We start from the raw sequence: 26,322 nt of genomic DNA, 5'->3' as shown, positions 1-26,322 counted from the left end.
GACAGGTGCCTCAATCCGGGTTCACAGACCGGTCGGAATACCGGGTGTGAATAAAACACTGCCGCTGGATTTCATCAGACACACGATAGGCCTCCGACCGGATGTCACACAATAGCTCCGCCAGGGCTTCACAGGCTTTATCCGGGCGTTTGCGCTCAAACGGATGCAAATCAAGCGCTCGCAGCCGCTGCAGCGATTCGTTCAGATCCGGCGGAAACAGCTGACCGGTTTTACGACCCATCTCCGGCAGGTCCTTCTGGAGCTGGCGCAGCTGGAACATCACCGAATGAGGATTGCTTGCGTCTATCACCAGGGTATGGAGTACCCCCAGAAGCTCTGGTGTCCGACGGTATCGGGTGCGGTAGGTGACTTCCGAGTTGGCCACTTCCAGCAGCCACTCTAGCATGGCATGGCGGCTGAACCGGTCGCTGAACAGCGGCACGCAAATCAGCGTACAGAGATTGGCCAGTCGCTCCAGGCGCCGGCCGATCACGAGGAAAACCCAACTGGCATCCCGCGTAATGTCATCCATCGCAAAGCCCGCCAGGGAGATGCAGTCCAGCAACACCAGGTTCAGTGCCCGAATCGACCGGTCCGGCGTAGTTGGCGCCGGGCTCAGGGGCTTACCCACCCGATTGAGCGTGTGCCAGTTGTCGGAAGACAGACGGTCCCGGACCTGGCTGGCATTGAACAGCAACGCCTGGAGAATCGACGCAATTGAACCCGGAAATTGCAGGTCACTCACCGCTCTCAACAAGGCGTCGGGAAGCGGCTCGGGGACCGCATCTTCTTCAGGCTCCGGAAGGGTCCCGAATTGCTCGGCGGCCTGTTGCAGCCCGAGCAGGGCTTCTTCACTGGCCTGGTCGTGGCCCGACAGGCGGTTGAACGCCGCCCGCAATAAACGGGCAGTTCCCTCCGCCCGCTCCGAGTGCCGGCCCATCCAGAACAGGTTTTCTCCCACCCGGGAGGGCGTGTCCCGCTCGCCGTCGAGCAGGTCAGACACCTGCAGCCGTTTCTTGATCAGTGACTTGGAGGGGGCCGTGTAGCGAGCCTGTACCCAGGTGTCCTTCGACAGCCCTCCCCGTTGCATGGAGATGACTTCCACACCCGCATCCATGGCGACCCGGGTCAGCCCACCGGGCATGACCCGCCAGCCGGAGGGCGTGGCCGCCGCAAACAGCCGCAGGCCGATGGACCGGGTGGCCAGCGGCTGCTCCGGATCCCCCTTCCAGACCGGCGCCTGGGAAAGATGGACGAGCTCCTGGCCGACAAAGGCATGGGGATGGGCATGCATCTTCTTGATCAGGGCGTCCCGCTCTGCACCTTTCACCTGGTAACCGAACACCGGCTCCATTCGCATGCTCGCGAAGGCCGGTTTAATGACCAGCTCGTCCAGGTGCTCAATGACATAATCCAGAGCCGGTTTCTCACCACACCACCAGGACGCCACCGACGGCATAGCCAGAGGCGAGCCCAGTAATTTCTTCGAAATCTCCGGCAAAAACCCGAATAACGCCGCACTCTCAAGCACCCCGGAACCCAGGGCATTTGCCATGAGAACCTTGCCGGCCCGCACCGCCCCCAGCAGTCCGGGAATACCGAGCACGGAATCGGCGCGCAGCTCCAGCGGGTCACAGAAACCATCGTCCAGCCGGCGATAAATGGCGTGTACCCGCCGCAGACCCTGGAGCGTTTTCAGGTACACCGTGTCATCACGCACGGTCAGGTCCTGGCCTTCAACCAGGGGCAAGCCCAGGTAGCGGGCGAGGAACACATGTTCGAAATAGGTTTCGTTGAAACGGCCGGGGGTCAGCAGGACACACAGCGGCGACTCGGTTCCCGCTGGCGACATGCCCGCCAGGCTGTTCTGGAAACCCTGGAAGAATTCCGAAAGGTTGGTCACCGGCAGGTTGTGGAATGGCGCCGGAAAGGCCCGGGAAATCACCAGCCGGTTCTGCAGTGCATAGCCCGCGCCGGAAGGCGCCTGGGTTCTGTCCGCCATCACCCACCAGCCACCGTCCGGCGCCCGGGCCAGATCCACGGCGTACAGGTGCAGGAACCGGCCACCGGCGGGCTCAATCCCCTGACAGGGCCACTGGAAACCCGCCTGACCATAGACCAGGGCGGGGGGCATGAAGCCCTCTTTTAACAGCGACTGCTCGCCGTACAGATCGCCCAGAACGCTGTCCAGAAGCTCTGCACGCTGGGCGACGGCTTTCGATAGCCACTGCCACTCATCGGCGCCCAGGATCAGGGGAAGCAGATCCACTTCCCAGGGCCGGGAATCTCCACGAGGGTCCTCGTAGACGTTGTAGGTTACGCCGTCTTCGGCAATGGCATTGGAAACAGCCTGGGCCCTGAGGTTGAGACCAGCGACAGACTCAAGGTTCAGCTGCTGCAACAACGGACGCCAGTGCGACTTGGGCCCGGAACCCCCGGTGCCAAGCTCATCAAACCGGTCCGGCACCGGATGGTACTGGCGGAGGATGTCAGTAACTGCTTGCTGCTTCGCCACCTTGAATTCAGGCTCCGTTAGTCAGTGAGCTGGAAGCATAGCCGCTTTCTACTCTCCGGAGCCAGCATCAAACCACATGTCCAGGCATCTTATTTGTGATATCGCAGATCCAGGGTAAACGGAAACTCCCGATGCTCCGGAACCGGCCGCAGGGGCTGTTGCCCCGAGCTGTGTCCCATCCGGAAGAAGCGCGCCATGCGGCGGCCTTCCGCTTCGAACGAGTTCACCGGCAAAGTCTCGAAATTCCGGCCACCGGGATGGGTCACGTGATATTCACAGCCGCCCAGACTGCGTTCATTCCAGGTGTCCACGATATCAAACACCAAAGGCCCATCCACACCAATGGTCGGGTGCATGCACTGGGATGGCTGCCAGGCCCGGTAACGGACGCCGGCGACCGATTCACCCACCATCCCTGTTGGCTGAAGCGGCAACGGCACCTGATTGCAGGTGATCTGGTAACGATCCGGGGCAGCGCCGCGTACCTTCACCTGCAAACGCTCCAGGGAAGAATCCACGTAGCGGGCGGTGCCGCCGATCGCGCCGTGCTCCCCGGTCACATGCCAGGGCTCCAGAGCCGAGCGCAGTTCAAGGGTAATGCCCTTGACCTTGTAGTCGCCGATCCGGGGGAACCGGAATTCGAAATGGGGCGCGAACCATTCGCTCTCAAGCGGGTAGCCCTGCGCTTTCATGTCGTCGATGACGTCCTCGAAATCCTGCCAGACATAGTGCGGCAGCAGGAAACGATCGTGCAGTTCTGTGCCCCAGCGAACCAGTCCGGAAGGCTTGTAGGGTTGCTCCCAGAATCTGGCCACCAGCGCCCGCAACAGCAGTTGCTGGGTCAGGCTCATCCGGGCATGGGGCGGCATCTCGAAGGCCCGCAATTCCAGCAACCCGTGGCGCCCACCGGGGCCGTCCGGGGAATAGAGCTTGTCGATACAGAATTCCGCCCGATGGGTATTGCCGGTCACATCCGTGAGCAGGTCCCGGAGCAGCCGGTCCACCACCCAGGGCGCGACTTTCTTGCCCACCGGGCACAGCCGCTCCATCTCCCTGAATGCCAGTTCCATTTCGAACACGTGATCGTTGCGGGCTTCGTCGATTCTCGGCGCCTGGGAGCTGGGACCGATAAACAGGCCGGAGAACAGGTAGGACAGGCTGGGGTGGTTATGCCAGTAACTGATGAGGCTGCGTAACAGGTCCGGACGTCGCAGGAAGGGCGAATCCTCTGCCTTCTGGGCGCCCAGCACAAAATGGTTGCCGCCACCGGTGCCGGTATGACGGCCGTCCATCATAAACTTCTCGGAGGTGAGCCGGCATTCGTAGGCGTCGGCGTACAGGGATTCGGTCTGCTCCACCATTTCGTCCCAGGTCCGGACCGGCTGCACATTCACTTCGATCACCCCCGGGTCCGGGGTGATCCGGAAATGGGTGATCCGGTGGTCCGAGGGTGGCTCGTAGCCCTCCAGCAATACCGGTTGTTGGAGAGTTGCAGCGGTTTTCTCGATGGCTGACACCAATGCCAGATAGGGCTCAAGCTCCTCCAGCGGCGGCATGAAAATACGGAGAATGCCATCCCGGGGCTCCACACACAGGGCCGTTCGGACAATCTCCGGTGCCGACTTGCCTTTTGCGGGAGGCTCCCGCTCCGGCGACGACTGGCCGACCTGGCCACGGCTGTTCCATTGCCGGATCTCCTCGCTGGCAGGCAACGAGCCACGGGGCGCAAAGGGGTCCTGCTCGTGTATCCAGGGGTAATCGGCTTCTTCCACCCAGGGCTGGCTATCCAGAGGCAGCCGGTGCCCCATGGGGGAGCCGCCCGGAATCAGGTAACAGCGTTCACTGCGAAGGAACCACGGGCCGGTTTCCCAGGCCTGTTCCTTTTCCGACACACGCAGTGGCAGCACGTAGCCGACGGGCTCATCCAGTCCCCGGCTGAAAATCTGCTGAAGCTGCTTGCGCTCCAAGGCATTCTCGAGTTTCGCATCGAAAGGATCGACGTTGACCGGTAGACGTCGTTCCCGCCACAAGTAATAAAAGGCATCCTCGAACCCCGGGAACAGCTGTTTTTCATCAACACCAAGCTCTTTCGCCAGGGCCGACAAAAACCTGTGGGCATCTTCCGGGCTTGCGTTGCCTTCGATGCGCTCATCCGCCAGCCAGCGCTCGTCCCGCCAGATCGGCTCGCCATCCTTGCGCCAGAAACAGTTCAGGGACCATCGGGGCAGCGGCTCCCCCGGATACCACTTTCCCTGGCCGAAATGAACCAACCCGCCAGCGCCATAGCGATCCCGCATCCGGTGATAGAGCTCGATGGCCTTCTTGCGCTTGGTGGGGCCCATGGCCTCGGTGTTCCACTCCGGCTCGTCCCGGTCGTGATTCGCCACGAAGGTGGGTTCACCGCCCTGGGTCAGACGCACATCCAGTTCTGTCAGACGCTGGTCCACGTCATGGCCCAGCCCAACGATGCGTTGCCACTGGGCCTCGGTATAGGGTTTGGTCACCCGAGGTGCTTCCCAGATGCGCTGAACGCTCATCTGGTGCTCGAACTCGACCCCGCACTCCTCAACCATGCCGGTAATTGGCGCCGCCGAGGACGGATCCGGGCTGCAGGCCAGCGGGATATGCCCTTCTCCGGCAAACAGGCCGGACGTCGGATCCAGCCCCACCCAACCGGCGCCCGGCAGGAAGACTTCGCACCAGGCGTGCAAATCGGTGAAGTCTTCCTCAGCGCCCGAAGGGCCATCCAGTGCTTTCTGGTCTGCCTTGAGCTGAATCAGGTAGCCGGACACAAAGCGCGCCGCCAGCCCCAGATGCCGGAGCGTCTGCACCAGCAACCAGGTCGAATCCCGACAGGAGCCGGAGCCCTTTTTCAGGGTTTCCTCCGGGGTCTGGACGCCCGGCTCCATCCGGATCAGGTAATCAATACGGTCAGCAAGGCTCTGGTTCACACCCACCAGGAAATCCACGCTGGGAGTTTCCTTGCGGTCTATGGTGGCCATCCACTTACGGAATTCCGGTGTTTCCGGTAGTTTCTGTAAATAAGGCGCCAGCTCTGCCGTCTGCCACTCCTCGTATTCAAACGGAATGGTCTCTGCCCGGGGTTCCAGAAAGAAATCGAACGGGTTGATCACGGCCATCTCGGCAACCAGATCCACAGTGATCTTCAGTTCTTCGGTTTTCTCCGGAAACACCAGGCGGGCCAGATAATTGGCCTGGGGGTCCTGTTGCCAGTTCAGGAAATAACCCTCTGGTTCCACCTTCAGCGAGTAGCTGAGGATGCGCGTCCGCCCGTGCGGACACGGACGCAATCGAACTATTTGCGGGCCCAGGCTGATCGGGCGCTCATAGCGATAGTGGGTGGTATGGCTCAGGGCAACGTGAATCGACATGGAACCTATCTCACAGGCGAATAAAATTGGGAGTTTCAGGCTGTCTCGTAGACAGGAAACCACGTCTCTGCAATATCGTCGTGAAGCTCACCGATTTCTAACTGCAGTTTTTCCAGGAACAGGATCACGTCCTCCTTGCGGATCAGTGCATCCACGTCCCCATCCCGGGTGTGACGTACCGCCTGCAACGCGGTGCGGAGCGGAATCTCGTTCCTTGGCAGACGGTCGAGAGCGCCCGCGACTTCGCTGAGGCTGTGCAGCACCGATCGCGGGAACGGCTCATTCTGCAACAGGAAACGAATGACCAGAGGCCCGCTGACCTTCCGCCGCACATTGTGACGGTACATCTGGAAGGCACTCTGATAACGCAGGACACTGGTCCACAGCAGCCCGCCATAGGTTTCGGTGCCATCCCAGCCGTCGAGGAACTGCAGGGCGCCCACTTCAATCTGCCGGGTGGCCATGTCCGCCCGCTCCAGGTTGCGGCCTACTCGGATGAAGTCATACCCCTCATCGTGACTCATGCAACCGGCCAGCAAACCATTGAGCATCTGGCAGCGACCCACGATTTCGTTGAGGAATTCGTACCTCGCCCGCTTACCAACCCCCTGATCTATGTTCTCCAGGATGTACCGGTACAGCTCGTTGATCACCTCCCAGGCGTCGGTTGGAATCTGGTCCCGGGTGGTGCGCACGTTCTCCCGGGCGGCCTTGATGCAGGAGGCAATGGAGCTCGGGTTGTAGCCATCCGCCATCAGAAACTTCACACAGTTGCGCTCATCGGCCTTCTGATGATGCTGGTCAAACAGCGCCCCCATGCCCGTCACGGCCACCAGTCCCTTCCAGGAAAGCTGGGTTTCCCGGGGCATGTCCAACGCCAGGGAATTAAAGGCCATGATCATCCGGGCGTTGTTCTCGGCCCGCTCAAGGTATCTGGCCATCCAGTACAGTCGTTCCGCTACACGTGACAGCACATCAATTCTCCTCGTCCACGATCCAGGTATCCTTGCTTCCACCGCCCTGGGACGAATTCACCACCAGGGAGCCTTTTCGCATCGCCACCCGCGTAAGCCCGCCAGCCGTAACGTAGGTTCTCACGCCCTGCAGCACAAAAGGCCGAAGATCCAGGTGTCGGGGCGCCAGGCCCTCGTCGCACAAAGTTGGGGCCACAGAGAGACTCAATGTGGGTTGGGCGATGTAGTTGCGCGGGTTCTTCTTGATCAGGCGCGCGAACTCGGTGCGCTGCTTCTTGGTGGAATGGGGCCCCACCAGCATGCCATAGCCCCCGGACTCGTTCGCGGGCTTGACCACCAACTCGTCGAGATGCTCAAGGACATACTCCTGATCCTGCTTGTTCACACACATGTAGGTGGGCACGTTCGGGATGATCGGCTCCTCATCCAGGTAGTAACGGATCATGTCCGGCACGAAGGCGTAGATCACCTTGTCGTCGGCCACGCCGGCACCCGGTGCATTGGCGAGGCCAACCTTGCCATTGCGCCAGGCTCGCATCAGACCGGGCACGCCCAGAGTGGAATCGGAACGGAATACCTCCGGGTCCAGGAAATCGTCGTCAATGCGGCGATAAATCACATCCACGCGCTCCAGGCCCTCGACAGTACGCATGTAGACACAATCATCTTCGCCAACCACCAGGTCGGCCCCTTCTACCAGCTCGGCGCCCATGCGCTGAGCCAGGAAGGAATGTTCAAAATAGGCGGAGTTGAAAATACCTGGCGTGAGCACCGCAATTTTCGGGTGGTCCTGAGGCCGGGGCGAAATCGACGCCAGCATGTCGAACAGCTGGTTGGTGTAGTCATCGACCGGCAGAATGCTGGTTTTGTCGAACAGCTCCGGGAACACCCGTTTGGTCAACTGACGGTTCTCCAGCATGTAGGAAACACCCGAGGGGACCCGCAGGTTGTCCTCAAGAACATACACCTTGCCATCTTTATCCCGCACCAGGTCGGATCCACAGATGTGCGCCCAGACCCCCAGTGGCGGCGTGAACCCCCGACATTGCTCGCGAAAGTTCTTCGAGTTGGCGAACACATATTTGGGGATGACCTTGTCCTTGACGATGTTCTGGTCGTTGTAGATATCGTTAATGAACATGTTTAGGGCCGTCAGGCGCTGGGCCAGACCCTGCTCGATGGTTTCCCACTCCCGACGCGAAATAACCCGGGGAATGATGTCGAAGGGCCAGGCCCGGTCAATATTTTCGCCCTCGCTATAGATAGTGAAGCTGACCCCCATCTCAAGTATCGCCAGTTCGGCCGCCTGCTGGCGCGCCTGGATTTCCTCGGAACCAAGATTGCCCAGGTAGTCGGTAATCGCCGTGGCCGCAGGCCGGGGCTTGCCCTTGGCAGCAATCAGTTCATCGTAGAACTCGTTGGGATCGTAGTTTTTCCAGTCTATCGATTTGTTCTTTTTCATTTGGGGTCCTTTCGTTAACCACCGTGAGCTATTCGGTGTACCAGACGGAGTTTCTCCACCACCGGAGCCGCAAGCACGAAGGGGTAGGCATCGTCATGCCCCATGCTTCGATTCAGGCTGTTGAGCGCAAGCGTCAGGGGTAACCAGTGCTTGATCAGTGCATCGAAATCGTCGGCCTGGTAGGGATCAAACGCAGGGTCTGGTTCGCTGTTCATCATCGGGCTCTGGCGGGCGTTGACTCGCATCCCGAACTGCCAGGCGGTTTCCAGTGTATCCACCATATGCAGGTAATGTGCCCAGGTCTCTGCCCAGTCTTCCCAGGCATGGCTGCTGGCATAGGCACTGATGTACCAGCTTTGCCAGTCACCGGGCGGGCCGTACTGGTAATGCTGGTCCATCGCCTGTTTGTAGTCTCTGGTGTCGTCACCAAACATCTCCCGAACCGACCCAAGCCATGGCCCGGACCGCACCAGGAGGTCCCAGAAATAATGACCGGATTCGTGACGGAAATGCCCCAAAACAGTGCGATAGGGCTCGGCCATCTGGCTGCGCATCCGCTCCCGTTCCACCGGGTCGGCCTCGGCAATGTTCATGGTGATCACGCCATTGGCGTGGCCGGTTTTTACCTTCGACCGCTCGTCAAACATTGCCGGCTGGTCGGCAAGAAAATCGAAGTTCAGGCCGTATTGGTCTTCCTGCCGGGGCTCGCAAGGCAGCTTCAGGCGCAGCAGTGAATAGACCAGGCGACGTTTCTCTTTCTCCAGCCGCACCCACAGATCGTGGTTCCGGAAGGTGCTCAGGTCGGGAATGGTGCGATTAAGACGGCAGGCAACGCAGAAAGCGTGTGAATCAGAGGCAGGCACCAGCCAGTTGCAAGCGCCCTGGTTCTGGTAGTTACCACATAGACGGTATTGATCGCTGGCGGTGACCTCTTCCCAGGTATCGTTACCCTTCGGATCAATCGCCACCAGATCCATCACATCCGGCGCGAAGCCAAGGCTTGCTCCGCAACTGGTACAGCAGCTGTTTTCGAAATAAAGCAGGTTGGCGCATCGGCCGCAGTGAAACAGCTTCATTTGGGGACATCCTTGGCCGATACCGGCAAGACCGTTGCTTCAAGTATTGGCCATCCGGGCCAAAACGCAACTTATCCACCGTTAAAACCCGGCTGAAATGCCCCCGCTGCTCCGATGCTAGATGGCCATGGCAGAATCAACTCCGGCAACGCTGTCACTGGCGCCTTTACACAGGTACCACTCTGCGTCGAAGCGCCGCGTCTGGTTCCGGAACTGCCAGGTAAAACCCGGCCATAGGGTCGTGTTCCTGCCGTTTTCGTTGACGTACCAGCTCTTGCAACCGGTCTGCCATACCGAGTCACCCAGCTTCGCGTGAATGGACGCGTTGTAGCGGCTCTGGGCGTCCGGCTTCACTTCCATGCTGGTCCACTGCTGCCGGCGCATCTGTTGCAGGGCATCCAGCACGTACTGGATCTGACTTTCGATCATATACACCATGGAGCTGTGACCGAGACCGGTGTTCGGTCCCATCAGCATGAAAAAGTTCGGAAAGCCACTGACGGTGGTGCCTTTGTAGGCCTCTGCGCCGTCCTTCCAGGCGTCCAGCAGGTCCTGGCCGTTTCGCCCAAAGATCATGCCCGCGGGAATCGGGTCCTGGGCCCGGAAGCCGGTGCCGTAGATGATGCAATCCACTTGCCGCTTGTTGCCCTGACCATCGATCACGGTGTTGCCCTGCACCTCACGGATACCCTCGGTCACCACATCCACATGGTCCTGGGCCAGCGCCGGATAGTAGTTATTGGAAATCAGCACCCGTTTGCAGCCGAAATGAAAATCCGGGGTAACCTTTCTGCGCAAGGCCTTGTCCGGAATCTGGTTGCGGATATGCCGGCGGGCCTGCAGTTCACCCAACTTCAGAATACGCGGATTGCCCACAAAGCCCAGTACCCGCGCCTCAAGCGACCAGTAGATACTCTGCCTGAACGCATTGAGTGTTTGTGGGAACATCCGGAAAAGCCGCTTCTCCACTGGCCGGATGGCACGGTCCGGCTTGGGCATGATCCACGGTGGTGTGCGCTGGTACAGGTCTACCTTTGCCGCCTGCTTCGCCACCTCCGGAACAAACTGGATGGCCGAGGCACCGGTCCCGATCACCGCCACCCGCTTGCCGCGCAAATCGTAGTCGTGATCCCAGTCCTGGGAGTGGAAACGCTTGCCCGTGAAGGATTCGATCCCCTTGATCTCCGGATACGCCGGCGTGCTCAATCCCCCCATTCCGGAAACGAGGATATCGGCCCTCAAGGTAGTGAATTCCGGCAGCCCCTTATCGGTTCGATCCAACCGGTCTCCCGGCTTCACGCCTCTTTCCTGCATGTACGCCCAAAGCGTCGGACTATCACAGGTTTCAACAACCCACCGTTGGTGGGTCTCATCAAATCGCGCTCCCGCCACGTGGGTGTTCAGCCGGATGTGCTTCATCAGCCCGTATTTCTCGGCGCAATGTTTCAGATACGCCTTGATCTCGTGCTGCTGGGCATACATCCGGCTCCAGTTCGGGTTCTGCTCGAAGGAGAAGGAGTAGAGTGCAGACTGCACGTCACAGGCACACCCCGGGTAGTGGTTCTGGTGCCAGGTGCCACCGATGTCGTCACTCTGCTCCAGGATCACGAAGTCGTTGTAGCCGGCTTCCTTGAGTTTGATGGCCATGCCCAGGCCGGAGAATCCGGTGCCGATGATGGCGATCTGTGTGTTCTGTGTCATTGCTGCACTCCTGCGTTGGCCCCAGTGCCCCAGCTAAACGGGACACTAGACCTTGTCTGTTGTTATCCGGCGGGTCATCATGGCCGGTAGACACATGTATACACAGCTTGGTATACAACCGTATACTCCTGGTTCGGTGATTGGCCTCAGGTGACTGATCATTGGCCTCTGCGGCGGGCTCTGGCTGGGGGGGGCTGGTCATTTGTGGGAAGGGCTTCCAAAACGCGCTCCTTGCGGCACATCCCTGTGACGCTTGGCTCTCGCCATCCATGGCGAGAGACAGTTTTGGAAGCCCTTCCCACAAACGACCGTCAGACTCACAGTGGCCCGCCCTCATACAGTCGCCTCAAGTCTGGCAGCCCACTTCCATTGTTCGGGGGCCGTGTTGGCAGGTATTCCGAAAATGCTCGGAGCCAGGGATGGCGGAGAGCAAGCGTACATGGACGTACTTGCAGCGGTTTTCGGAATACCTGCCAACGCGGCCAACCTCCAAAGCAGAGGAAAAGATGAACGGATTAACCGGCGGAAAGCTGAAACTCATCCAGGCTGCGCTTCGGCTGATTACCGAAACCCGGAGCCTGACGTCGCTGGGACTGCGGGAGCTTGCCCGGGAGGCGGGGCTGAATCCGAATACCTTTTACCGACACTTCAAGAGCCTGGATGAATTCGGCCTGCAGGTACTGGGTTACATTGCCGAGGAGATGAAAGCCGGGGTCCGGGATCTGCGGCAGATGGCGGATTCTTCCGAACAGGCCTCGCGGGATACGGTGGCGTTTGTGTATCACTATTTCCTGGCCAATCCGGCGGCAACTACGGTGGCCGTGCGGGAACTCCACGGCCCCTCCCCGATACTGCGCCGGGCCCTTGAATCACAGCTTGAAGCCAGTGCCCGGGAAATGGCCGAAGACATTATCGAGCGGCAACTGGTGAGCGCCGTGCCGTCCGAGACCATTCATGAAATCTCCCGCATGACCATCCGCTACATCCTGTTCCGCGCCATGGACTACATCGAGAAACCTGCCCAGCGGGAAACCATCCAGACCGAAACCGAACATTTCATCAACCGGCAGTTCCGGGGTGCGATGCTTGATCACCTGTCGCAAACGGAAGTCGAACGTCTCGCCCAGAAACACAGCTGAAAAGCCTCCGATAACTCCCCTTTCCGGGCAGATCTGGCAACCTGCACTAGTATGTAGATAACCAGAACAAGTGATCGATCGGGAAATCCGGAGGCAAACCAATAATGAAAATCGGTATCCCCAAGGAAATCTTTGAGGACGAGCGGCGAGTGGCCGCCACGCCACCTTCTGTTCACAAGTTAATCGGACTTGGTTATGACGTCATCGTGGAAGGCGGCGCCGGCGAGGCGGCGAACTACTCCGATGCCGCCTATGAAAAAGTGGGCGCAGCCATCGCAGCCGATACCAGCTCGCTGTGGAAAGAAGCCGACTTTATCCTCAAGGTCCGGGCGCCCATGGAAAATCCGGCACTGGGCAAACACGAAGCGGATCTGATGAAGGAGGGGGCGTTTCTGGTCAGCTACATCTGGCCGGCCCAGAGTCCGGAATTGCTGGAAAAGCTGGCCGCCAGAAAGATCACGTCTTTCGCCATCGACAGCCTGCCCCGCATCAGCCGCGCCCAGAAGATGGACGCCCTCAGCGCCATGGCCAACATCGCCGGCTATCGGGCGGTGATCGAGGCGGCGAACCACTTCGGGCGTTTCTTTACCGGGCAGGTTACCGCTGCTGGCAAGGTGCCACCCGCGAAAATCATGGTCATCGGTGCCGGGGTGGCTGGCCTGGCAGCCATTGGCGCTGCCAATAGCATGGGCGCTATCGTGCGGGCCTTTGATACCCGGCTGGAAGTGAAGGAACAGGTCGAGAGCATGGGGGCCGAGTTCCTGGAACTGGATTTCGGTGACGAGGAGGGCAGCGGCAGCGGTGGTTACGCCAAGCAGATGAGTGACGAGTTCATCAAGGCGGAGATGGCGCTGTTCGCAGAGCAGGCGGAAGAGGTGGATATCATCATCACCACCGCCCTGATTCCCGGCAAACCGGCACCGAAACTGATCACCGCCGACATGGTAAAATCCATGAAGCCCGGCAGCGTGATCGTGGATCTGGCCTCAGAGCGAGGGGGTAACTGCGAACTGACCGAACCGGGCAAAGTCGCCCATCAACACGGCGTTACCCTGATCGGCTACACCGACCTGCCCAGCCGGATGGCCAAGGTGGCCAGTGATCTGTACGCCACCAACCTGGTGCATCTGCTCACCGAGCTGACACCCGAGAAAGACGGCACGCCGCTGGTGAACATGGAAGACGAAGTCATCCGCGGCCTGACGGTGGTTCACGAGGACGAAATAACCTGGCCGCCGCCACAACCGGAATCGCCGGTCAGCCCCAAGCCCGCACCGGGCACCGAGGAGCCTTCAGCCGAAGCAAAAGCGGCCGCCAAGAAGGACGCGGACCGTCGCAGCCTGATCGGCAAAGGCGTTCTTCTGGTGGTGACGGCCCTGGCGCTCTACGGAGTGGGCGCCCACGCGCCGGAAAGCTTCCTGCAACACTTCACTGTGTTCGTACTGGCCTGCTTTATTGGCTGGCAGGTGATCTGGAACGTAACCCCTTCCCTGCATACCCCCCTGATGAGCGTTACCAACGCCATCAGCGGCATCATCGTTATCGGCGCCATTCTGCATCTGGCCCAGGCGGAGAATATTGCCGTTGGCATCATGGCGTTTGTGGCGGTGCTGATTGCCAGCATCAACGTGGGCGGTGGCTTCCGGGTCACCCATCGCATGCTCAAAATGTTCCGCAAGTAGGAGGCGCCCGATATGAGCACAGGACTGGTGAGCGTGGCCTACGTGGTCGCAAGTATCTTGTTTATTCTCAGCCTGGGTGGCCTCAGCCACCAGGAATCGGCACGGCGCGGTAATCTCTACGGCGTCGCCGGCATTATCATCGCGGTGGGGGCCACTCTGGCCAGCGTAGACGGAGGCATTACCGCCATCATCATTGCCGTGTTGCTCGGTGCCGGCATTGGCATTCCCATCGCCAACAAGGTGGAAATGACCCAGATGCCTCAGCTGGTCGCCCTGCTCCACAGTTTCGTGGGTCTGGCGGCGGTATTGGTAGGTTTTTCCGGTTATATCGAGCCGTTGATTGCCACCTCCGGTACCGAGCACACCATCAAACTGGTGGAGGTGTTTGTCGGCATTTTTATAGGTGCCATTACCTTCACTGGTTCACTGGTGGCCTGCGGCAAACTGGACGGCCGAATCGACAGCAAGGCGCTGACCCTGCCCGGACGGCATCTGATGAACCTGACAGCGATCATTGTCTGCGTCTTGCTCGGGGCCTGGTTCCTGGGCACCGAGAGCATGGCCCTGGGAATCGTTGCCCTGATCCTGATGACCGCCATTGCCTCGGTCCTCGGCATTCACCTGATCATGGCTATTGGCGGCGCCGACATGCCGGTGGTGGTATCCATGCTAAACAGTTACTCCGGGTGGGCCGCCGCTTCCATCGGTTTCATGTTGGGCAATGATCTGCTGATTGTCGTTGGTGCCCTGGTGGGCAGCAGCGGTGCCATCCTCAGCTACATCATGTGCAAGGCCATGAACCGCTCGTTCATCAGCGTGATTCTCGGTGGCTTCGGCCAGACCAGCAGCAGTTCGGCGGCCGCGGACGCCGATCAAACGGTGCACGAATCCAGTGCCGATGATGTCTGCGAGGAGTTGCGCAACGCCCAGTCGGTGATCATTGTGCCCGGTTACGGTATGGCGGTGGCCCAGGCCCAGAACGGCGTCAGCGAGATGACCAAGATCCTTCGGGAACGGGGCGTAAACGTGCGTTTCGGCATTCATCCGGTGGCCGGCCGTCTGCCAGGGCATATGAACGTGCTATTGGCGGAAGCCCACGTCCCTTATGACATCGTGCTGGAAATGGACGAAATCAACGATGACTTCCCGGATACCGACGTGGTGCTGGTCATCGGCGCCAACGACACCGTGAACCCGGCCGCCGCCGAAGACCCGGGCAGTCCGATTGCCGGCATGCCGGTGCTGGAGGTCTGGAAGGCCCACCAGGTGGTTATCCTCAAGCGGGGCATGGCCACCGGTTATTCCGGGGTGGAGAATCCACTGTTCTTCAAGGACAACGCCCGTATGCTGTTCGGCGATGCCAAGGAAAGCATCGATAAGCTGGTAGGAGGCTTGCGGGGCTGAAGGCAGCCCCGCGCCTGTTTTCTTCGGGAGTTATTCGGTGGTGTTGTACACGTAGGACGACACGGTGCCGTCCTGGTTGAACCGCACCACCAGGTCGGTGGTTTCCGCTTCACCGAAGGCAGACCACTTGTACTTGCCATAGGTCCAGGTGCGTTTGCCGTCTTCGATCCCGGTGCGCCACGGCTCGCCGAACATCTCCTGGATATCGGCCCGCGTGGTTTCACCAATCTGGATCTGGTCCACATTGTGGGTGGCGAAGTCTTTGCCGACAGTCGCACAGCCCACCATGGCCGCCATCACCAAGGCCACGCACAGCGTTTTAACCGAACCAATCATCGACATAGGGATCCCTCATATTCGGGTGAATTTCACCCATCATAGCGTGTCTATGAGCAGACGCGATTACGAAGACGACAGGTTTCCGGGAACAAAAAAAGCCGCAGGCCGGGAGGCGCTGCGGCAAGTTTCGATCGTCCGACCGAAGGGGATAATCAAAACAGCTTGGCGAGGGACTTCTTGGCGAAGGATTCGACTTCGTTCAACCGGCCTTCTTTCACCTTGATCAGCCACTCGGGATCCTGCAGAAGTGCCCGGCCAACGGCGATCAGCTCAAACTCGTGGTTATTCATCCGCTCCACCAGCTCATCGATGCCGGCCTTCTCAACGGCTTCCTGCTTGCTGGCAAAGGTGCCGCTGATGAAATCTTCGGTCAGCCCGACACTGCCCACGGACATGGTCGGCTTGCCGGAAAGCTTCTGGGTCCAGCCTGCGAGGTTCAGATCCGAGCCTTCAAACTCCGGCTCCCAGAACCGGCGGGTAGAGGCGTGGAAAATGTCCACACCGGCTTCCACCAGTGGCTTCAGGAACCGTTCGAGTTCCTCAGGGCTGTTCACCAGTTTGGCTTCGTAATCCTGCTGCTTCCACTGGGAGAACCGCAGCATGATCGGGAAATCAGGCCCGACGCGATGGCGCACCGCCTCAACGATTTCGACCACGAAGCGCAGGCGGTTTTCCATAGAGCCGCCGTATTCATCGTCCCGCTGGTTGGTGCCTTCCCACAGGAACTGGTCCAGCAGGTAGCCATGGGCACCGTGGATCTCGACACCATCAAAACCGAGGGCTTTGGCATCCTGGGCGGCATCGGCAAAGGCGGTGACCACGTCCTCAATATCCTCTTTGGTCATGGCTTTGCCGTTGGGCTTGCCAGGGCCAAACAGACCGGATGGGCTGTAACCGGGCACCGAAGGATCCGGAGGTGTGCCTTCCTTGCGTACGGCGCCAACGTGCCAGAGTTGCGGGAAAATGGCTCCACCGGCTTCGTGCACGGCATCAACAACGTTTTTCCAGCCTTGAAGGGCGTCGGAACCATGAAATGCCGGCACATTGGGATAACCACTGGCGGCGGGGTGATTTACTGTAGTGCCTTCGGTAATGATCAGACCAACGCCGGCTTCGGCGCGGCGCTGATAATAGGCCACAACATCCTCACCCGGCACACCATCAGGCGAGAAGTTGCGGGTCATCGGTGCCATCGCCACCCGGTTCCGCAGCTTGAGATTGTGGAGCTCAAAAGGTTCGAAAAGCGGGCCAAGATTCATGCTCATGGTAATGTGCAACCTTACTAGTTTGGTTTCGTTAAGCAACCATATTGAATCTGGTTTTAAAATGCAACCCTATTCAGTACACTCCCACCATGGCCAGAAAACGTTTTGATGACTCCAGTTGCTCCGTCGCCCGTGCCCTCAATGAAGTGGGTGACTGGTGGTCCCTGCTGATCGTACTACACGCCATGTATGGCACCCGCCGGTTCGTGGACTTCCAGCAGGAACTGGGCATTGCCAAGAATATCCTCTGCGATCGTCTGGCCCGGCTGGTGGATAACGAGGTGTTGCGCAAGGTGGATGTGGGCGAACACGGCTCCCGCTTTGAATACCGCCTGACTGAGAAAGGCCGGGATCTGTTCCCGGTGGTGATTGCCCTGCGCCAGTGGGGAGATAAATGGAACCCCGCCCCGGATGAGGCTCCGCTGGACCTGCGCGACCGCGCCACCGGTCGCCCGATACACACGGTGGAAGTCCAGGACGCCGATGGCAAAGCCCTGTCCATTCGCGATGTGTTTGTTCCGGAAGAAAGCCTGCCAGTGCGAAAAAAGAACTCGGCCTGACTCTCCGCAGTAATCGCGGCGCCGCCCGATTTCTTGAGCTACGTCAATCTTGCGATCAAACCAGCCCCCCTGCCCGGCCAATCTTGCGCTAAATCAAGTTTCCTTTCTCCGCTGCCACTAATCTGAAGCCATCAACGATTCAGGTTAAGGAGATGGATATGTCCCGCACATTTAAACTTGGTGTTCTGGCTGCAGCGGTTATGGCTGCGGCGCCGGCTGTTCAAGCGTACGAAGCTGGTGATTTTATTGGCCGCGTTGGCGTGGTGACTGTTGATCCGGATTCCTCCAGCAGCAATTTGAACTCCAATGCTCTTGGTGAGCTTGACGGCGCCAAGGTTAGCGTTGATTCCAACACTCAGTTGGGCCTGACCGTGAGCTATATGTTCACTGATCAGATTGCTCTGGGTATTCTGGGCGCGACGCCGTTCAAGCACAACATTGAAGGTGATGGATCCATTCTGGGTGGCGCCGGCAAACTGGCCGAAACCAAGCAACTGCCGCCAACCATCACGCTGCAATACTTCCCGATGCCAAGTGGCAGCAAGTTCCAGCCTTATGTTGGCGTTGGCGTGAACTACACCAACTTCTTTGAAGAGAAAACCACCCAGACTCTGACCGATACCTATGCAACACTCGCCTCAGGCGTGGACCGCACCGACATCGAACTGGATGACAGCTTTGGCTTGGCAGCTGAGATTGGCCTGGATTACATGGTCACAGACAACATCGGTGTAAACGCCGCTATCTGGTACGCAGACATCGATACCGAGGCCACCATCAACGCCTACGCTGGCAACACTAAAGCAGACACCAGCACCATTGACGTTGATATCGACCCCTGGGTCTACATGGTAGGCCTGTCCTACAAGTTTTGATCCCCGTGCCTCCGTCAGTCGCCACGGTCTGTTGGCTGGCGGAAGGTGCGTTCTCCTGTGCGGGGCCCTCCGGCCCCGCCTTTTTTTTGTCCGCCAGAAACAGGAAGGCGGAGCACCTGCCCCGCCTTCCTGAACTGTCCTGACCTGCCTCAGGCACTCTGGCGCTGGGCTGAGCGGCTTCGCTGACCACCGCCATTCTGGCTCCGGCCACCACTGCGGCCACCTGGCTTGTCCCCAAAGCTTTTCGGCTTGCCTCCGGGCCGGCCATTGCCACCACCGTTACTACTGCGGGTACGGGCGCGGCTGGGATCGGCCTTGGCTTTCGGTTTCAGCGGCAGGTTGTTGGTAGGCTCAAAGCCTTCCACTTCCGTGCGCGGCAGCTGCTTCTTAATCAGTCTTTCGATACCGGCGAGCATTTTGCCTTCATCGGCACTGACCAGTGACAGGGCGTGACCACTTTCACCGGCACGGCCGGTGCGACCAATACGATGCACATAGTCTTCCGGCACGTTGGGCAGTTCGAAGTTCACCACCTGGGGCAGCTGCTTGATGTCCAGACCACGAGCAGCGATATCCGTTGCCACCAGCACACGCACTTCGCCAGCCTTGAAGTCCGCCAGCGCGCGGGTGCGGGCACCCTGCGACTTGTTGCCGTGAATGGCAGCAGCGGTAATACCGTCCTTCTCCAGTTTCTGGGTCAGGCGGTTGGCACCGTGCTTGGTGCGGGTAAACACCAGCACCTGGTCCCAGCTGTTGTCACGCACCAGCTTGCTCAGCAGGGCGGTTTTCTGGCTCTGATCCACCGGGTAGACAGACTGCTTGATGTTTTCGGCAGAGGTGTTTCGAGCCGCCACTTCAACCTGAACCGGGTTATCCAGCAGACCTTCGGCCAGAGTCCGGATCTCGTTCGAGAAGGTGGCGGAGAACAACAGGTTCTGGCGCTTGGCTGGCAGCAGCGCAAGAATCTTGCGGATGTCGCGAATAAAGCCCATATCCAGCATGCGGTCGGCTTCGTCCAGCACCAGGATTTCCACTTCGTTGAAGCGCACAGCGTTCTGCTGATACAGGTCCATCAGGCGGCCCGGTGTTGCCACCAGCACGTCCAGGCCTTTGCGCAGCTTCATCATCTGCGGATTGATTTTCACACCACCGAAAACCACCGCGGCCTTGGTAGGAACGTATTTGCTGTAAAGATTCACGCTGTCGTGAACCTGTGCCGCCAGTTCACGGGTGGGCGTCAGGATCAGCGCGCGGGGGCCTTTGCCGGTGCGCGGGTTTTCACCCAGACGCTGCAGCAAGGGCAAGGTAAAACCGGCGGTTTTGCCGGTACCGGTCTGGGCAGCAGCCATAACGTCCCGGCCAGAAAGCACGGCGGGAATGGCCTGGGCCTGAATGGGAGACGGGGTTTCATAACCCTGGTCAGACGTGGCACGGACCAGCTGCTCGGACAAACCGAGTGAAGAAAAACTCATATTGGATCAACTCTTGATTATTCTGCCTCCACGACCACCGTTCTCGGTGAATGCGGGCAGATGCCATGAACATTCATGGAATAAAAGACGACTACGGTCACGCGCCGTTATCGGGGTGACGTCCTCTGACAGGTCGTATGGAAAGGTCGCACGGGCTTAAAGCCTTAAACTGCGGAATCCCTAGAGGCAGGATGCGGGCACATTAACAGAGCCCCGGCCAATTAGCCATAGGTGATTATAATAAGCATCCGAAGGAACCTGGATTGCATCTTCGAGTCAGACTGCCTTTACGAAACCGAACCACACAGGGATTTGTCAGAATGAGCGTCAGTATCGGCCCAGTGAGCCTGTCCATCGGCCATCTTCTCCTGGTTATCGCCTTCGGCCTGGCTCTGCTGGTTGGAGGGGTGCTGGGCCGCAAATATCGGGTGCCGGTAGCCGGATCGGTGGCCGATATCTTTGTAGTCGCGATGCTGAGCGCCCGGATCGGTTTCGTAATCAGCTATTTCGAGCATTACCAGAACGACCTGCTGGGCATCATTGATATCCGTGACGGCGGTTTCGATGTGCTCTGGGGTGTCATAGGCGCCATCATCTTCACCGGCTTTCTGATGTGGCGCAGGAGAGCACAACGCAAGCCGCTGGCTACCGCCGCGTTAACGGGCGCCCTGTTCTGGGCCGGTACCGCAGGCACCATTACACTGATCGAACAGCAGGCCCGCAGTATGCCGGACGTGGCCCTGCGCTCGCTCAATGGTGAAGTGATCAACCTGTCCCGGCTGGCTCCCGGCCAACCCCTGGTCGTGAACCTCTGGGCAACCTGGTGCCCACCCTGCATCCGGGAAATGCCGGTGCTGGAGGAAGCCCAACACATCTATCCGGATATCGCGTTTGTGTTTGCCAACCAGCGGGAACAGCCCGAGACCATCCGTTCCTTTCTTGAGGAAAACCGCCTGAACCTGAACAACCTTTACCGGGACGATCAGGCCCAGCTGGCACGCGCCGTGGGCAGCAATGGCTTGCCAACAACGCTTTTCTACAATGCCCAGGGCGAACTGATCGATTCCCACATGGGCGAGCTGTCACGGGCAACACTGGCCAGGGGCCTGGAAAAGATCCGCGGACCCGACCAGTGAACCAGGCCCGCTGTGCCCGTTAACCGCATGGCGTTTTTATCTACCGGGTTGCCGCTTTGGCAAAATTTCCCAGTGCGCCGCTTACTTTTCCGAGCACCTCATCGCACCCCTCAATGCCATGGCGGCTCTTGAGGTATTGCGGGTCGTTGTAACCCAGCCACACCTCTCCGTTGGCATCCTCCCAGATCAGGGCTTTTTGGGGCAGGTCGATGGCGACACTCTGGGCGCACTGCATCAGCGGTGTGCCGACTTTGGGGTTGCCGAAAATAACCACTTCGGTCGGACGCAATTCCAGACCGGCTTTTTCCGCGCCCTGCTGATGATTAACGCGAGCCATGACCGTCATGCCCTTCTCTTTGAGCACAGACTCGAGTTTGTCGGCCGTGGCTTTTACATCGTGACTGCTTTTGATCGCGACCAGTCCATCTGCGGCATGGGTGAGCGTGGCGAACAGCAGAGCCGATGCCACCAGAACCAGTCTGAGAGTGCAGCGCATAGTATCCTCCAGAGGGTTTGTTGAAGTTTTCAGGATAGAACAGAGGCAGGCGTTACGCATGAACGCGCCTCAGTATATCGTTGCCGCACCTTCTGGCCTGCTCTTGAATCGCTTGTGCAGCCAGAGGTACTGATCGGGTTGCTCACGAACAGTGGCTTCAATAAAACCGTTCCAGACTTTGGCGTCCTGTTCCGGATGTTCGCCAAAGGACTCCTGAATCGGAGAGAACACCACCCGGTAACTGCCATCGGGCATTCGCAGGTGACTCACGCAGATAACGGCGGCGCCGGATTCCCGGGCAATGTAGCTCGGCGACGTAATACAGCCGGCACTGACCCCGAAAAAGGGCACAAACACCTCCGACTTGTTGCCGAAATCCTGATCACAGGCGAACCAGACCTGCCCCCCTTCCTTAAGAAACGACAACATGGGTCTGATCTGACGCTTGGTGAAGGGCCGGATACCAAAATGGCGTCGGCGGCCGCGTTCGATCATACGGTCGATCACCGGGTTGTTGTTGGGGCGATACATGTAACCCGGCTTCTCGAGCTTGCAGGCAATCAAGGGCAGTGCAAAATCAAAAATACTGTAGTGACCACCGATCAGCAACACACCCTTGCCGCGTCGTTTCGCTTCTTCGAGGTGCTCGGTGCCATATACCGAGGCGCTTTCGCAATAGGGAGTCATATCCCGCCACCAGGCATGAACGCTTTCCAGAACGCCACGCGCCGAGGCCACAAAGGCATCCTCAACCAGTTGGCGACGGGTTGCTTCATCCAGATCCGGCATGCAGGCGGCGAGATTGGCGTCCGCAACCCTGGCCCGGGATCGCATTTTTCTGGAAAGCAGCCTGCCCAGCCAGCGACCAAAGCGCTGCTTCAGTCCCATGGGAAGAAATGAGAAAAGCCAGAGCAGGAAGACCAGAGCCCAGGCCCCCCAAAAAGCGGGATGCCAGAGAGCGCGTTTTCTACTTTTTCTACCGGAGGCCATACAACGATCGCCTGTGATCTGTAATAAGGAAGGGGTCGGTAAGCCTGACACATTCTCCGCTGGCGGGATACTTGAGATCCTCATGGGCCTTGTTGGCCCAAAAGGGGATCCAATTCCGGAATTCAGGAGTATGGTTTACAGGAGATACGCGTTTATACGTAGAAATCATCCTAAAAGACAGGAAATTCCTCGCTATGTCCCGATGGAAGTTCGCCCCCGGCATTCTTATCCTGCCGCTCGTATTCGCCGGCTGCAGTGAAAATAACAGCCAACAGACGACAACACAGCCGACAGCAGAGCTCAAACCACCGTCGGAAACCGGGACTCTCAAGGTCGCCACCCGCAATGGCTCCACCACCTATTACCTGGATCGCCACGAAAATCCTGTCGGTCCCGAGCATGCGCTGATCAGCGCCTACGCCGAACAGCGTGGCTGGGAGGTGGAATGGACCATGCTGGAATCCACCAGCGAAGTTCTGGCTGCGCTGGAATCCGGCAATACCCACCTGGCGGCAGCCGGGCTGACCCATCTGGCCTCCCGGGATGAGCGTTTCGCCCGGGGCCCGGCCCACACCGAGATTACCGAACAACTGGTCTGCCATCGCGATGCACGCCCCATGCCCCGGAAGCCCGAAGACATCCCGGGCACCGATATTGTCGTGACTGCCGGCTCCAGCTATGCCGAAACCCTGAACAAGCTCAATGAGCAACACCCGGGCATCGGGTTTCGGGAAGATGCAGACCGCACCACAGAAGTGATTCTCTCGGATGTCGCGGAACAGGACGTCGGCTGCACCGTGGCCGATTCCAACATTGTTCAGGTAATGCGCCGGCACTTCCCGCATCTGGAAGTGGCAATGACGCTCACAGAAGGCCGGAATCTGGGCTGGTACCTGCCCATGGGCTCGGAAGATCTTGGCTCGGATGCCCACGAGTGGATAAACAGCGTGGATGGCGATGAAGCCATCGGCCTGATGGAAAACCGCTACTATTCCTACATCGGTGATTTCGATTTTGTCGATCTGCGGGCACTGAACCGTCGGATTGAGGATCGGCTACCCGAGTTCATTGATGAATTCCGGGAAGCCGAGGCCAAAACCGGGATGCCCGCAGACCTTCTGGCCGCCCTGTCTTACCAGGAGTCCCATTGGGACCCGGCAGCAAAATCTCCCACCGGCGTCCGGGGCATCATGATGCTGACCCGACGAACCGCCGAATCTCTGGGTGTAACCAACCGGCTCGATCCCGATGCAGCTATTGATGGTGGCGCCCGCTATCTGGCCGACCGTCACCGCCGCCTGCCAGAGACTATTCCTGAGCCGGACCGCACCTTCCTGGCGCTGGCAAGCTACAACATCGGCCGTGGGCACCTGCTGGATGCCCGGGAACTGGCGCGGAACCTGAACAAGAATCCGGACTCCTGGCAGGATATGACCGAGGTGCTACCCCTGAAAGCCGACAAGCGATACTACCCCAGCACCCGCTACGGATACGCCCGAGGCTATGAGCCGGTGCATTACGTGCAGCGCATTCGCAACTACCGGGATGTCATACGTTCGGCTTTTGAGTGATCAGGTTCCGAACAGGGCCGAGCGCAGGGGCCGCAGGAAACCACCGGATTCCTTGTGGCTCGCGTGGGTCCGCTTTCCATCGAATTCCAGATAGCCATCCTCAATCGGCTCGAATCGCAGGATTTCGACGTCCTTGAGATAATTCTGGGACGACTTCCAGGGCCCGTGAGTGCCCTGGCGGGGGAGACGATCAGCGGCGCGGTTGATGTAGCCGGCATTGAGGGACCCCAGGACGGTGTCGTCGCCGCGACTGTTTTCGGTGTCCCGGGCCACCACGGTGCGATAGCCACGCTTGTCCATCAGGTTCATCAGCCGGCAGAGATACTCGGCGGCAATATCCACCTTCAGGGTCCAGGAGATGTTGGTGTACCCGAAGATCATGCCGGCATTGGGTACGCCCTCCACCATCACATTCTTGTAGATGACTTTGTCTTTCATAACCACTTCCTGGCCATCCACGGTCGGCCGGATACCTCCCAGCATCTGGATATCCAGGCCGGTGGCCGGAATGATGATGTCAGCAGACAGTTTCTCGCCCGATTTCAGGCGGATGCCGGTTTCTGTGAAGCGGTCAATATGATCGGTGGCGATGGAGGCCTTGCCCGCTTTCATGGCCTGGAAAAGATCCCCGTCTTTCACCACACACAGGCGCTGGTCCCAGGGATTGTAATCCGGGGTGAAATGCCGCATGTCAGCAGTGTTGCCCACCTTGCGTTTGATAATGCTCAGGAAAAGCCGACGCATGAACTGCGGGCTCTTTCTGGAACGCTGGTATAGAAAACGGGAGATGGCAATATTCCGGGCCCGGGTCAGCCGGTAGGCGGTTTTCTCGGGCAATATTTTCTGCAGGGCCAGAGTCAGCTTGTCGGTGGAGGGCAACGGCATCAGATAGGTGGGTGAGCGCTGGAGCATGGTTACATGCGCGGCCTTCTCCGCCATGGTCGGCACCAGGGTGATCGCGGTTGCCCCGCTGCCAATGACCACCACCTTCTTGCCCGTATAGTCGAGATCCTCCGGCCAGTGCTGCGGGTGCACAATCTGGCCACGGAAATCACTTTCGTCCGGGAAGTCCGGTTTGTAGCCCTGATCATAATTGTAGTAGCCGGTACACCCGACCATGAAGTTGGCGGTGTAGTGCTCGGTTTCCCCGGTTTCTTCGTTCAGGGCCGTGAGCTTCCAGCATTTGTCGACGCCCGACCAGTCCGCCGTTTTGACGGCCAGGCCAAAGCGAATATGGCGCTCAACGTCGTGTTCCCTCGCGGTCTCCGCCACATAATTCTTGATCGACGCACCATCCGCCAGCACCTTGCCACCAGTCCAGGGGCGGAAGTTGTAGCCGAAGGTGAACATGTCGGAATCCGAGCGGATACCCGGGTAACGGAACAGGTCCCAGGTGCCACCCAGGGACTGTCGGCGCTCAAGGATGGCAAATGACTTCCCCGGGCACTCACTTTTCAGATGACACGCCATGCCAATACCGGAAACGCCGGCGCCGATGATCAGTACATCGAAATGCTGGTTACTCATTGCCTGTCCTCTCGGATTCCAGTCCGCTTTTTATAATCAATGGCCTGGAATCAAGATAGCTCAGGCTGCGCTGGTCGGGAATTGGCCAAAGTGGTCCCTGCCCCTGGTTGTTTCAGTCAGTCTCGAGATGCGAAACCGCCGACCCGCAGCGCCGTTCAACTCCCGGGCGTGAAATCGGGGTATTTCTTCTGCAGCCGATAGAGCCGGATGATGGTGATGATGTTGGTGACCAGCACCATGCCTTCTGCCAGGGTTCCACCCACGGAACCGATAACGATGTTGTTGAGCATCCAGGCCAGGGCAGCAAACCCGAGCACGATTCGCAGGGGAATACCCCTGAGCATGAACATGCCCACGGTGCCGAAAACGGCGGCGGCGAGGGGGAATACATCGGTGATGGATTTCCAGGTCGCCCAGGCAACGACCAGGTTTACCGCCAGCATGCCCAGCATAATAGGCCAGTTGCCCTGGTACTTGCGCGCCAAAGTAATGCGCACAATCACCAGAACGGTCAGTGCCGAGGCGGTCCAGCTCTCGAAGAACGCGAACATCAAGGCAAACGCAACGTTGGCGGAGATCAGCAGCACCATCAACCGGTCGTCATTCTTGTTCGCGAAGCCGGCAATGCAGAAACCCAGGGCTACAAGACCGCACACCTGGCCCAGAACCTCGGCGAGGGTCATGTCCGCGATCAGATCAATCATCCTTTACCGGCCTGTCGCTCGTCGCCATATCGGTAATCCCCT

At 59.2% G+C, this 26,322-nt stretch carries 20 protein-coding genes; 7 read left to right on the top strand and 13 right to left on the bottom strand.

Annotation, left to right across the window (positions count from 1 at the left end):
* Window positions 1-10 precede the first annotated feature (10 nt).
* From BM035_RS06185 to BM035_RS06160, 6 genes are all read right to left on the bottom strand, one after another.
* Complete coding sequence (locus tag BM035_RS06185) at window positions 11-2,515, bottom strand: circularly permuted type 2 ATP-grasp protein (protein WP_092030727.1); 2,505 nt, start codon at window positions 2,513-2,515, stop codon at window positions 11-13.
* An 89-nt stretch (window positions 2,516-2,604) separates the two neighbouring features.
* Window positions 2,605-5,907, bottom strand: a complete 3,303-nt coding sequence (locus BM035_RS06180) for a transglutaminase family protein (RefSeq protein WP_092030725.1) — start codon at window positions 5,905-5,907, stop codon at window positions 2,605-2,607.
* 35 nt (window positions 5,908-5,942) lie between these two features.
* Window positions 5,943-6,881 (bottom strand): alpha-E domain-containing protein, encoded by a 939-nt coding sequence (locus BM035_RS06175; RefSeq protein ID WP_008172676.1) that lies wholly within the window; start codon window positions 6,879-6,881, stop codon window positions 5,943-5,945.
* A gap of 1 nt (window position 6,882) precedes the next feature.
* Window positions 6,883-8,343: a circularly permuted type 2 ATP-grasp protein gene (locus BM035_RS06170; RefSeq protein WP_053113310.1), complete on the bottom strand. Its 1,461-nt coding sequence runs from the start codon at window positions 8,341-8,343 to the stop codon at window positions 6,883-6,885.
* 14 nt (window positions 8,344-8,357) lie between these two features.
* A complete protein-coding gene (locus BM035_RS06165) occupies window positions 8,358-9,419 on the bottom strand; it encodes a zinc-binding metallopeptidase family protein (RefSeq protein ID WP_092030723.1) in 1,062 nt (353 codons plus the stop codon).
* 117 nt (window positions 9,420-9,536) lie between these two features.
* Window positions 9,537-11,120 carry a flavin-containing monooxygenase gene (locus BM035_RS06160; RefSeq protein WP_092030722.1) on the bottom strand — a complete coding sequence of 528 codons (1,584 nt, stop codon included), beginning with the start codon at window positions 11,118-11,120 and terminating at the stop codon, window positions 9,537-9,539.
* A 506-nt stretch (window positions 11,121-11,626) separates the two neighbouring features.
* On the opposite strand from BM035_RS06160, the gene BM035_RS06155 reads away from it, so the two are divergent.
* From BM035_RS06155 to pntB, 3 genes are all read left to right on the top strand, one after another.
* On the top strand, window positions 11,627-12,259 hold the full coding sequence (locus BM035_RS06155) for a TetR family transcriptional regulator (RefSeq protein WP_092030832.1): 633 nt from the start codon (window positions 11,627-11,629) through the stop codon (window positions 12,257-12,259).
* Between the two features lie 104 nt (window positions 12,260-12,363).
* Window positions 12,364-13,941: a Re/Si-specific NAD(P)(+) transhydrogenase subunit alpha gene (locus BM035_RS06150; RefSeq protein WP_092030720.1), complete on the top strand. Its 1,578-nt coding sequence runs from the start codon at window positions 12,364-12,366 to the stop codon at window positions 13,939-13,941.
* A gap of 12 nt (window positions 13,942-13,953) precedes the next feature.
* Entirely contained in the window at window positions 13,954-15,345 is a 1,392-nt protein-coding gene (pntB, locus tag BM035_RS06145; RefSeq protein ID WP_053113313.1) for a Re/Si-specific NAD(P)(+) transhydrogenase subunit beta, read from the top strand.
* A gap of 30 nt (window positions 15,346-15,375) precedes the next feature.
* On the opposite strand, the gene bamE is transcribed toward pntB, so the two are convergent.
* Both bamE and BM035_RS06135 read right to left on the bottom strand, forming a co-directional pair.
* Window positions 15,376-15,681 carry an outer membrane protein assembly factor BamE domain-containing protein gene (gene bamE, locus BM035_RS06140; RefSeq protein ID WP_053113314.1) on the bottom strand — a complete coding sequence of 102 codons (306 nt, stop codon included), beginning with the start codon at window positions 15,679-15,681 and terminating at the stop codon, window positions 15,376-15,378.
* A gap of 155 nt (window positions 15,682-15,836) precedes the next feature.
* Window positions 15,837-16,949, bottom strand: a complete 1,113-nt coding sequence (locus tag BM035_RS06135; protein ID WP_092030718.1) for an NADH:flavin oxidoreductase — start codon at window positions 16,947-16,949, stop codon at window positions 15,837-15,839.
* 89 nt (window positions 16,950-17,038) lie between these two features.
* Here BM035_RS06135 and BM035_RS06130 point away from each other — a divergent pair, with 89 nt between their 5' ends.
* Window positions 17,039-17,509 (top strand): winged helix-turn-helix transcriptional regulator, encoded by a 471-nt coding sequence (locus tag BM035_RS06130; RefSeq protein ID WP_053113315.1) that lies wholly within the window; start codon window positions 17,039-17,041, stop codon window positions 17,507-17,509.
* Window positions 17,510-17,667: 158 nt separating this feature from the next.
* Window positions 17,668-18,384, top strand: a complete 717-nt coding sequence (locus BM035_RS06125) for an OmpW/AlkL family protein (protein WP_008172661.1) — start codon at window positions 17,668-17,670, stop codon at window positions 18,382-18,384.
* Window positions 18,385-18,533: 149 nt separating this feature from the next.
* On the opposite strand, the gene BM035_RS06120 is transcribed toward BM035_RS06125, so the two are convergent.
* Window positions 18,534-19,856 carry a DEAD/DEAH box helicase gene (locus BM035_RS06120; RefSeq protein ID WP_008172658.1) on the bottom strand — a complete coding sequence of 441 codons (1,323 nt, stop codon included), beginning with the start codon at window positions 19,854-19,856 and terminating at the stop codon, window positions 18,534-18,536.
* 320 nt (window positions 19,857-20,176) lie between these two features.
* Between BM035_RS06120 and BM035_RS06115 the strand changes: the two genes are divergently transcribed.
* On the top strand, window positions 20,177-20,992 hold the full coding sequence (locus tag BM035_RS06115; protein WP_092030717.1) for a prolipoprotein diacylglyceryl transferase family protein: 816 nt from the start codon (window positions 20,177-20,179) through the stop codon (window positions 20,990-20,992).
* Window positions 20,993-21,032: 40 nt separating this feature from the next.
* Here the strand turns inward: BM035_RS06115 and BM035_RS06110 are convergent, their stop codons facing one another.
* Together BM035_RS06110 and BM035_RS06105 are read right to left on the bottom strand one after the other, a co-directional pair.
* Window positions 21,033-21,488 (bottom strand): DUF302 domain-containing protein, encoded by a 456-nt coding sequence (locus BM035_RS06110; protein ID WP_092030715.1) that lies wholly within the window; start codon window positions 21,486-21,488, stop codon window positions 21,033-21,035.
* A gap of 69 nt (window positions 21,489-21,557) precedes the next feature.
* On the bottom strand, window positions 21,558-22,478 hold the full coding sequence (locus BM035_RS06105) for a lysophospholipid acyltransferase family protein (RefSeq protein WP_092030714.1): 921 nt from the start codon (window positions 22,476-22,478) through the stop codon (window positions 21,558-21,560).
* Window positions 22,479-22,672: 194 nt separating this feature from the next.
* Between BM035_RS06105 and mltF the strand changes: the two genes are divergently transcribed.
* Window positions 22,673-24,049, top strand: a complete 1,377-nt coding sequence (mltF, locus tag BM035_RS06100) for a membrane-bound lytic murein transglycosylase MltF (protein ID WP_092030712.1) — start codon at window positions 22,673-22,675, stop codon at window positions 24,047-24,049.
* On the opposite strand, the gene BM035_RS06095 is transcribed toward mltF, so the two are convergent.
* The gene (locus BM035_RS06095) at window positions 24,050-25,576 is read right to left on the bottom strand and encodes a flavin-containing monooxygenase (RefSeq protein WP_092030710.1); all 1,527 of its coding nucleotides are present in this window, start codon (window positions 25,574-25,576) and stop codon (window positions 24,050-24,052) included.
* Between the two features lie 155 nt (window positions 25,577-25,731).
* Window positions 25,732-26,280 carry a YgjV family protein gene (locus BM035_RS06090; protein WP_008172644.1) on the bottom strand — a complete coding sequence of 183 codons (549 nt, stop codon included), beginning with the start codon at window positions 26,278-26,280 and terminating at the stop codon, window positions 25,732-25,734.
* Window positions 26,281-26,322 lie beyond the last annotated feature (42 nt).

Origin of the sequence: Marinobacter sp. DSM 26671 (assembly GCF_900112835.1) — a bacterium.
Taxonomy (GTDB): domain Bacteria; phylum Pseudomonadota; class Gammaproteobacteria; order Pseudomonadales; family Oleiphilaceae; genus Marinobacter; species Marinobacter flavimaris.
The sequence above is the reverse complement of the archived record's forward strand: the minus strand, read 5'-3'. Positions and strand labels throughout refer to the sequence as shown.